This window comes from Shimia marina (genome assembly GCF_001458175.1).
GTDB lineage: Bacteria > Pseudomonadota > Alphaproteobacteria > Rhodobacterales > Rhodobacteraceae > Shimia > Shimia marina.
In genome coordinates this window covers 77,412-85,166 of record NZ_CYPW01000024.1, presented here as the reverse complement: position 1 = coordinate 85,166, position 7,755 = coordinate 77,412, and the positions used below count along the sequence as shown (strand labels likewise).

Sequence of the window (7,755 nt, the reverse complement as noted above, 5' to 3'; positions counted from 1 at the left end):
CCGGAGGAAAAAACCCCCGCCACAGGCGGGGTTTTCTCAAATCAGCGCGCCGCAAGGCGCTCATTTTCGCGGAGTTTACAGCCCAACCACACGGTGGTTGGCGTAGATCTCGATCAACTTGGCCACCGCCGCTTCCGGTGCCAGCTCCTCGCTTTCCCCAGTGCGGCGGCTGGTCAGCTCCACGACGCCATTCTTCAGGCCCCGTGGCCCCACGGTGATGCGCCATGGCAGACCAATCAGATCCATGGTGGCAAACTTGCCCCCCGCACGCTCTTTACGGTCATCATAAAGCGGCTCAAGCCCAGCGGCGACCAGCGCCTTTTCAATCGCCTCACAGGCCGCATCGGCCTCTGCATCACCCTGCTTGAGGTTCACGATACCCGCATGGAATGGCGTCACACCCTCTGGCCAGATGATGCCTTTGTCGTCATGGCTGGCTTCGATGATCGCACCCAACAGACGGCTCACGCCAATGCCATGGCTGCCCATGTGCACGGAGACCTTCTCACCTTCGGTGGTCTGCACCTGTGCGCCCAGCGCGTCAGAGTATTTGGTGCCGAAATAGAAAATCTGCCCCACCTCGATGCCACGCGCCACACGGCGGCGCTCTTCCGGGATCTCGTTGAACAGCGCCTCATCATGGGTCTCATCGGTGCGCGCATATTTGGAGGTGAATTCCTCCAGCACACCCTGACACTGCGCCACGCTATCATAGTCGATCTCACGATCGCCAAAGGTCAGATCGGTCACCGCGCTGTCATAGAAGACCTCAGATTCACCGGTTTCCGCCAGCACGAGGAATTCATGGGTATAATCGCCGCCAATCGGGCCCCCATCCGCACGCATCGGGATCGCCTGAAGCCCCATGCGCTCATAGGTGCGCAGATAGCTCACCAGATGGCGGTTATAGGCGTGCAGCGCATCCTCTTTGGTGAGGTCAAAGTTGTAGCCATCTTTCATGTAGAATTCGCGGCCACGCATCACGCCAAAACGCGGGCGGATTTCATCGCGGAATTTCCACTGGATCTGATACATGGTCAGCGGCAGATCTTTGTAAGAGCTCACATTGGAGCGGAAGATATCCGTGATCAGTTCTTCTGCAGTTGGCGTATAGAGCATGTCGCGGTCGTGGCGGTCTTTGATGCGCAGCATCTCTTCGCCGTATGCATCATAACGCCCGCTTTCCTTCCACAGATCCGCAGACTGCAGCGTTGGCATCTGCATCGGAATATGGCCCGCCCGCATCTGTTCTTCGTGCACGATATTCTCAATCTTGCGCAGCACTTTGAAGCCCAGCGGCAACCAGGAGTAAATCCCTGCGCTGGATTGTTTGATCATGCCGGCACGCAGCATCAAACGGTGGCTGACAATCTGTGCATCAGCAGGTGTTTCCTTCAGCACAGGCAAGAAATAGCGGGACAGGCGCATCGGCACTCACTCTCTCGGATGGGGTCAGAAGCCCGCAAGGCCACCAACCATGGATCGACTTTCGCCATGGGCTAGCCCAATCAACTGCGCGTGGCAAGCCAAGCCCGCAAAACGAACGCGCCCTCCGCCCTCTTCCCGCAGAGCACGGCACCGCGTCACACCCCGCGCAACCCGGCCTCAGGCAGCCCCTTCGCCAAGATCAGAACGCTATCATTTGCTTAAAAATCTGACACATAACGCCAACCGCCCTGATCAAAAATTTAGGAAGGCTTAACGCTTTTGCGCTCAGATATCCCCAGCGGCTGCAGAATGCGGCACTGAGGGGTCAAATATCCCATATCTCCGCCCATAAGCCGCTTTTTTGTAAAGAGTAGCGGTCACCGCTCAGTTGCGAGTAACAGAATGAAACAATCAGCTCACGCAGATCTTGGCGTGGCGCCCGCCGACGATCAGCTTCTGATCGACCTCGGTCTCGTGGACGCCCCCATCGAACAAACCTTTGACAATCTGACCTCTCTGGCCCGCCGTGTTGTCGATGCCCCTGTGGCGTTGATCAGTATTGTTCAGCCGCGCCACGACCGTCAGTATTTCAAAAGCCATCTGGGCCTTCCGGAGACAGTCGCCGCCGCGCGACAGACCCCGCTGAGCCATTCTTTCTGTCAATATGTGCGCGCCACAGATGCGCCGCTCTCTGTTGATGATTCCCGCCAACACCCGGTGCTGCGCTACAATGGCGCGGTCAAAGACATCAATGTGATCTCCTATCTGGGCATGCCCATCCATCTGCCAGATGGCACCCCGATTGGCGCCCTTTGCGTAATTGATGACAAACCGCGCAACTGGTCCCCTGAAGACCATCAGGTTCTGCAACAGATCGCCATATGCGCCAATGAGCAGATCGCCCTGAAAAATGCCGCGCGCCTTGCGCAGCAGGCCGAGGAACAGGCCACCGCAGCCGCCCGCGCCCGAGAAGATTTTCTGGCCCATGTCGCCCATGAAATCCGCACGCCCCTCAATGGCATCATCGGCGCGGTGGATCTCATCTCAACACAGTTGACAGACAATCCCGACAGCGATGACTGGCCCGAGCTCCTGGTGACGGTCGAAGCTTCCGCCAAAGGGCTGATCCGCATACTCAACGACACCCTCGACATCAGCAAGATTGACGCAGGGCATCTACAACTGGAAGTGTTGCCCTTCTCCCCCCAGAGGGCCCTGTCAGATGTGCTCACGCTCTACCGTGCCAGCGCTGAGGCCAAGGCCGTAGACCTCAGTTTTTCCTGCCCGCCCGAAGCCGAAAGGCAGTTGCGCCTTGGCGATGTCTTCCGGCTGCGGCAGATTCTCACCAATCTGATTTCCAATGCCCTCAAGTTCACCGAAAACGGCTTTGTCGAAGTCATCCTGGACATCAAAGGCGATCTGCTTGAGGTGAGCGTGCTGGACTCTGGTTGTGGTATGACCCCCTCTCAACTCTCCACGATCTTCAATCCCTACCAACAGGCAGACATCTCTGTCGCGCGCCGCAAGGGCGGGACCGGGCTGGGCCTGTCCATTGTGCAGAAACTCGTGAAGATCATGTCCGGCACGATTACAGCCAAAAGCACGCCCGACGTTGGCAGCGCCTTCACTGTCACCCTTCCCATGCCCAAGGCACCCGCCTCCGCAACCGAAGGGGAACCCCTGCCAACACCCTGCAAACCACTCGCGCACACCAAAGTGCTGGTGGCCGATGATTGCGCGTCAAACCGCCTTGTGCTGGGCAAGCAACTGGAAACACTCGGCGCCTCAGTAACACATGCGGAAGATGGCACGGAGGCACTGACCAAAGCGCAGGACGGCAATTTTGACATGCTGTTTCTCGATATCCACATGCCCGGCATGAGCGGCGAGGACGTGGCTCAAACCCTGCGCGCAGAAATGGAACGCTGCCTGCGCCCCCGCAAAATGGCGCTGGTCGCCGTGACTGGAAACACCATGCCGCACCAGCAACAGGCCTATTTGCAAGCCGGGTTTGACCACTGCCTCAGCAAACCTCTGACTCGCGCCGATTTGCTCAGTTTTTGCGAAACCCGTGCATAGAGTGGCCGCTACCCGCGTGCCTTCCCCCCTATGACTTGCAACCTGAGGCCGCTTCGGCGATGACTTGCAACAGACATTCATGTGACGGAGCCCGCAGTCATGGCCCTACCCGCCCATAAGCAGTTTCAGTTCTGGGGTATTTTTATTGTTGTATTCGCCCTGATCCTCTGGGCGCTTGGGGATGTGCTTTTGCCCTTCATTCTGGGGGGCGCCATTGCCTATTTTCTGGATCCGCTCGCCGACCGTCTCGAAGACAGCGGCCTGTCACGTGCTGCCTCAACGGCTGTGATCACCGTTCTGGGCCTCTTGATCTTTGTGGTTGGCATTCTCGCTGTGGTGCCGTCGCTGATCAGCCAGGCCACAGAGCTTGTAGACACGCTGCCAGAAGTCTTTGCACAGCTGCGCACATTTGTCTCCGAGCGCTTCCCCAGCCTCACACAGCCAGACTCGGTGATGAGCCAGACCCTGCACCAAATTGGCACACTCCTCCAAGAACGCGGTGGAGAAGTGCTTCAAGGGGCACTCAGCTCGGCCATGTCACTGCTCAATGTGCTGATGTTGCTTGTGATTGCCCCCGTGGTCGCCTTTTACCTCCTGCTCGACTGGGATCGCATGATTGCAGAAATCGACCGGCTTCTGCCCCGAGATCATGCCCCAATCATTCGCCGTCTGGCCGCTGACATCGACAAAACCCTCGCCTCCTTTGTGCGTGGCATGGGCACCGTCTGCCTGATCCTGGGCACCTATTACGCGGTTGCCCTCATGGTGGTGGGGCTGAATTTTGGTCTGGTGGTTGGTTTTATTGCCGGGCTTGTCACCTTCATTCCCTATCTCGGCGCCCTGATTGGCGGCGCTTTGGCCATTGGCCTTGCCCTGTTTCAGTTCTGGGGGGAATGGTTCAATATCGGGCTCGTGGCGGCGATTTTCATGATTGGTCAAATGGTTGAGGGCAACATCCTCACCCCCAAACTGGTGGGCAAATCCGTTGGGCTGCATCCGGTCTGGCTGCTGCTGGCCCTCTCCGTCTTTGGCGCATTGTTTGGATTTGTCGGCATGTTGGTGGCGGTTCCTGTTGCTGCGGCCATCGGTGTGCTTGCACGTTTCGTCACCGGCCAATACATGTCCTCCAAGCTCTATCGCGGACTCAGCGAAAAAGAGAGCGACTCAGAGATCTAAAAGCGCGCAGGACGCCCGTAAAGCACATGGCTGAACAGCTAAATTTTGACCTGCCCGTAAGGGCAGCCCTCGGGCGTGATGATTTCTACGTCAGCCCCGCCAACGCCATGGCCCTTGGTCTTGTGGACCTCTGGCCAAACTGGGCCGGGGGCAAACTGGTGCTGTCCGGGCCACAGGGCGCAGGCAAAACCCACCTCACCCATGTCTGGGCGGCCATGGCCGATGCGCATATCGTGACCGCCAGCGGCCTGACCAAAGAAGTGGTGCCCGCGCTGATCAAGAAGCCCGTCGCCGTGGAAGATGTGCATCTGATCTCAGACAACCCCGATGCCCAGACCGCGCTGTTTCACCTGCACAACATGATCCTCGCCGAAGGCAAAACCCTGCTGCTCACCGGCGTGGGTGCGCCTTTGCAATGGGGTCTGACTCTGCCGGATCTGCTGTCACGGGTGCAAGGCACCACCATCGCCACATTGGAACAACCTGACGACATTCTGCTGATGGCCGTCATGGCAAAACAGTTTGTCGACCGGCAACTGACCCCGCCGCCAGATGTGCTGACCTATATTGCCAAGAACATGAACCGCAGCTTTGTGGATACCATTCATGTGGTGGCCGCGCTTGATCACCTCTCCATGGCACAGAAACGTCCGATCACCAAAGCGCTGGTCAAACAACTGCTGGGCAATCCGGACAACTCATAAAACAAACAGGCACCTCTGGCGCGGCACGGGCGCTTGCACCTGCTCTGGACCCCACAGATAAACCCGCCTACAGTCATCTTCTCGTTACCTGCCAATGGCATGAGAGCCCCATGACTCAAGCTGACTTTCTGACCTCCACCTTCCCGCCCGCCGTTGCGCTGCCTGATGCCGACTTCACGGGCCCTGACCGTTTCCACAACCGCGAGCTCAGCTGGCTGGGCTTCAACTGGCGTGTGCTGGAGGAAAGCGAAAACCTCCGCGTGCCCCTGCTGGAACGCCTGCGCTTCCTGTCGATCTCTGCCACCAACCTTGATGAGTTTTACACCGTGCGCGTCGCGGGCCTGCGTGAGCTTGTCCGCGAAGGCAACACCACCCCGGCGCAGGATGGGCTCTCCCCCGCCGAACAGCTGGTGCTGATCAACGCCGACGCCCGCCATCTGCTTCAGGATCAGCAGCGCATCTTCAACAATCTTCGCGAGGAGCTTGAAGGCAACAACATTCAAATTCTGGATCGCACTGCGCTCTCAGAGGAGGATCTCGCCTTTCTCGCCGACGTCTTCATGACGCGGGTGTTTCCGATTCTCTCCCCACTGGCCATCGACCCGGCCCACCCTTTCCCCTTCATCCCCAACACCGGCTTTTCGCTCGCCCTGCAGCTGGAGCGCAAGAAAGACAAGCGCACGCTCAAAGCGCTCCTGCCGATCCCAAATCAGATTGACCGCTTTGTCTTCCTGCCCGCCGCACAGGGCATCATCCGCGCCCTTCCGCTCGAAGAACTGCTTCTGGTACATCTGGACAGCGTGTTCCCCGGCTACAAAGCCAAAGGCCATTGTGCCTTCCGCGTCCTGCGCGACAGCGATCTTGAGGTTGAGGACGAAGCCGAAGATCTCGTGCGCGAATTCGAAGTGGCGCTCAAACGCCGGCGCCGTGGCGAAGTTGTCCGCCTGAAAATTTCCGCCGATGCCCCCGGCGCGCTGAAAAAACTCATCATGCAGGAGCTGGAGGTCACCGGCGACGAAGTGGTGGATATCGACGGCATGATCGGCCTCGCCGACCTCAAGGAACTGGTGGTCGACAGCCGCCCGGATCTGCTTTGGCCGTCTTTCACACCACGGGTACCAGAGCGGGTGCAGGATTTTGACGGCGACATGTTTGCGGCCATCCGTCAGAAAGACATGTTGCTGCACCACCCCTATGAGACCTTCGACATGGTGGTGCGCTTCCTGCAACAGGCGGCGCGCGATCCCAATGTGGTGGCGATCAAACAGACGCTTTACCGCACATCCAAGAAATCCCCCATCGTCGAGGCTCTCTGTGAGGCCGCTGAAGACGGCAAATCCGTCACCGCGCTGGTAGAGCTGAAAGCCCGCTTTGACGAAGCCGCCAATATTCGCCAATCCCGCCGTCTGGAACGCGCGGGCGCACATGTGGTCTACGGCTTTCTGGATCTGAAAACCCACGCCAAAATCTCCACCGTGGTGCGCCGAGAAGGCGATCAACTGGTCATCTATACCCACTATGGCACCGGCAACTACCATCCTATTACCGCCAAGATTTACACCGATGTCAGCCTGTTCACCTGTGATGCGGATCTGGGGCGCGATGCCAACAAGGTCTTTAACTACCTCTCAGGCTATGTGGAGCCGGAAACACTCGACAACCTCGCGATCTCTCCGATCACGCTCAAACCACGCCTGCTTGAACTGATCGGACAGGAGGCGGAAAACGCCCGCGCAGGCAAACCTGCCGCCATCTGGGCCAAGATGAACTCACTGGTGGATGCAGAGGTGATTGACGCCCTGTATGCCGCCTCACAGGCCGGTGTGAAAATCTCTCTGGTGGTGCGCGGCATCTGCTGTCTGCGCCCCGGCATCGAAGGCTTGTCCGACAACATCCGCGTAAAATCCATCGTCGGCCGTTTTCTGGAACATTCCCGCCTTGTCTGTTTTGCCAATGGTCAGGAACTGCCCAACAAGAAAGCCCGGATCTTCTTGTCCTCCGCAGATTGGATGGGCCGCAATCTCAACCGCCGCGTCGAAACCCTTGTGGAAGTGAAAAACGCCACCGTGAAAGCTCAGATCATGTCACAGGTCATGGCGGCCAATATGGCCGATGTGGCCCAGAGCTGGATCATGAAGCCCGATGGCAGCTTTGAGCGCACCCCGGTGCCAGAGGGGGCTTTTGCCTTCAACTGCCACCGGTTCTTCATGGAAAACCCTTCGCTCTCCGGTCGTGGATCTGCTGGCGCGTCCGATGTGCCCAAACTCACCCACACAGACGATTGACCTCAGTAAGTGATTGACCCAAAAGGAGGCGTGGCGCACTCTTTCTGTGCACCCACGCGTCCTTTTGGCAACGACTGACGAGA

Annotated in this window: 5 protein-coding genes; 4 read left to right on the top strand and 1 reads right to left on the bottom strand. The window is 58.4% G+C overall.

The genetic code is table 11. From position 1 onward, the window contains the following. Positions 1–75: 75 nt before the first annotated feature. Entirely contained in the window at positions 76–1,428 is a 1,353-nt protein-coding gene (proS, locus tag SHM7688_RS11180) for a proline--tRNA ligase (protein ID WP_058240027.1), read from the bottom strand. A gap of 402 nt (positions 1,429–1,830) precedes the next feature. Between proS and SHM7688_RS11175 the strand changes: the two genes are divergently transcribed. The 4 genes from SHM7688_RS11175 to SHM7688_RS11160 all read left to right on the top strand — a co-directional run bounded on the left by SHM7688_RS11175 (position 1,831) and on the right by SHM7688_RS11160 (position 7,672). Then, complete coding sequence (locus tag SHM7688_RS11175; protein WP_058240026.1) at positions 1,831–3,507, top strand: GAF domain-containing hybrid sensor histidine kinase/response regulator; 1,677 nt, start codon at positions 1,831–1,833, stop codon at positions 3,505–3,507. A 99-nt stretch (positions 3,508–3,606) separates the two neighbouring features. Continuing rightward, on the top strand, positions 3,607–4,683 hold the full coding sequence (locus SHM7688_RS11170) for an AI-2E family transporter (protein ID WP_058240025.1): 1,077 nt from the start codon (positions 3,607–3,609) through the stop codon (positions 4,681–4,683). 26 nt (positions 4,684–4,709) lie between these two features. Beyond that, a complete protein-coding gene (locus SHM7688_RS11165; RefSeq protein ID WP_058240024.1) occupies positions 4,710–5,387 on the top strand; it encodes an HdaA/DnaA family protein in 678 nt (225 codons plus the stop codon). 110 nt (positions 5,388–5,497) lie between these two features. Beyond that, the gene (locus SHM7688_RS11160; RefSeq protein WP_058240023.1) at positions 5,498–7,672 is read left to right on the top strand and encodes an RNA degradosome polyphosphate kinase; all 2,175 of its coding nucleotides are present in this window, start codon (positions 5,498–5,500) and stop codon (positions 7,670–7,672) included. Positions 7,673–7,755 lie beyond the last annotated feature (83 nt).